Annotated in this window: 2 protein-coding genes; both read left to right on the top strand. The window is 53.9% G+C overall.

The genetic code is table 11. From position 1 onward, the window contains the following. Positions 1-644 (top strand): DUF4351 domain-containing protein (locus C7K08_RS13715; protein WP_133165304.1); only part of this gene is annotated, 644 nt, incomplete at its 5' end. 578 nt (positions 645-1,222) lie between these two features. Further along, positions 1,223-1,915 (top strand): hypothetical protein, encoded by a 693-nt coding sequence (locus C7K08_RS13705; protein WP_133165303.1) that lies wholly within the window; start codon positions 1,223-1,225, stop codon positions 1,913-1,915. Positions 1,916-2,009: the final 94 nt, after the last annotated feature.

Below are 2,009 nucleotides of genomic sequence, written 5' to 3'. Positions count from 1 at the left end.
TTTTTATGCGGCTTTATGCCGAAACAGCTCGGTTATTGCAGCAACAGGCTGTTATTCGTAATTGGCGAGTGGTAGTGCTGTGCCCATCGCGGCAGTTGAATTTTGGTGATCCATCACCAGTGATTGAATTTTTAGAGAAGCGTGTGCAATGGCTTGAACTATTACCAAGCAGGCAAGCAGCTGATGCACCACTGCTATTGCAGGCGTTGGGTTTATTAATTCAAGCTGAGGATCAATTGGCAGCTGCAGCTGCAGAACTGCGTTTTAAGGCAGCAGGAACTGCTCTCGCCACAGATCTAAGTGATGTAATTACAGCTATTGTTGTRTCAAGGTTTAGCGGTCGTTCGATTCCGGAGCTTTGTGCCATGGGTGGTATCACCATTGAAGATTTCAGCCAGAGCGTTGCCTACAAGGAAATCTTTGGCCTAGGCGAGGCCAGGGGCAAGGCAGAAGGCAAGGCAGAAGGAGAAGCAAGGGGCGAGGCCAAGGTTGTCCTCCGCCTGCTGCAGCGCCGCTGCGGTCCGATCAACCCAAGCCAGGAGGCCATGATTCGGGCTCTGCCCTTAGAGAAGCTAGAAGCTTTAGCAGAAGCACTACTTGATTTCAGTGGTGCAGCAGATCTCACTGGCTGGCTGCAACAGTGAGCGCTAACCAACTGGCAGGGATAAACCCAGTGACAGAAACGCTTTTGGGCTGAGAATGCAGGACCTGATTGAAACGCCCCCTGAGTGATTCGAACACTCGACCGGCTGCTTAGAAGGCAGAGTATCTCAGTTGAAAACGGTTGGTATAGCTACGTTTTTGGAGACCTATTAAGTCAAAAGGGTCAGAAGCGGGTCAAACGTGAAAAATAGCGACAAAATGCCCTAGGCAGCTGGTCGCACGCGGCTAAAAAGCCAGTCAGGCACTCAAAAATTTTTGGCCTTCTGGGGGTGTTGCTGCCTAATTCGCCCACCTCTTGCAGATCGCTAAGTCGCTGGCTGCGCTGCTTTGCCCAGTGCAGGAGACGCTTTTGGCTAAAGGGGGGCCAGATAGTGACCGGTTGTTTTCTAGGCAGCCGGTCGCTAACAAATGCACCAAAAATTCGCACCAAGGCAGATTCCGCCATATCTGATGCGTCAAATCGGCTAGGCGCTTCAACTCAGGCTCCCGAGGGCTTAGTATTTGGGTAAGCCCTATGTCAACTCAGTACAGCAATCAAAACACCTATCCAGCAACAGCCATGACCGTTTACTCCGAAGTCCGATTACACAGCGAACGTTCTTCCCTGGAATTTGGCCGAATGCTGCGCCGCTGGCGGGTGCTGAACGGTTGGACCCAGTACACGATCCGCAAATGGGCAAATGAAGCAGGCCACTCCTCATCCAGCCATAGCGGCCTAAGCGAACTAGAGCGAGGCCTAACCCGGCACCCCCGCAGCTCATGGTTTATCAACCTCGCCGAGACCAATGAGCGCCTCCACCAAGCCGACTTCGCAGGGGTTACCAGCCGTGATCTGCTTGACCAGCTAGCAAACGGTCGGGCGATCACCCACGACGATGGAACCCCTTGGGGCGCTGCTGATTTTTGGTCCTGCCACGTGGGACTACTGCCCCCACCGGCTTGGCTGGCGGCACCACCAACTAACCCTGCACCAGAGCTGACAGACCAGGCGGCCGCTGATCTATGTGCCGCCTGGGCACAGCATGCAAGAAAGCAGGTGCGGCTTGTTGGGGCAGCGAGTTCCGATCTGATCCGCGCCGGCGGGGCGGCGACTGCTTCTGCACGCTCAAAATGGCTGAACGTGCTCTTGGAGCTTGATGTCTACAGCCCCCAGGAGCTGGAAGAGCTATGGGACGCAGAGAAATCCGAATGGGCCCCTGCTAATTGGCTAAACAGCTGGGCTGCCAGCCTGCAGCCCGCCAAGGGCAAGTAGCTAAGTCAGAACTCTGATTTTTTATTGGCTGCAAGGTTGCTAATCGGTATACCGAATGACTAAAAGGTTGCTAATCGGTATACCGAATGACTAA

Origin of the sequence: Synechococcus lacustris str. Tous (assembly GCF_003011125.1) — a bacterium.
Taxonomy (GTDB): domain Bacteria; phylum Cyanobacteriota; class Cyanobacteriia; order PCC-6307; family Cyanobiaceae; genus Synechococcus_D; species Synechococcus_D lacustris.
The sequence above is the reverse complement of the archived record's forward strand: the minus strand, read 5'-3'. Positions and strand labels throughout refer to the sequence as shown.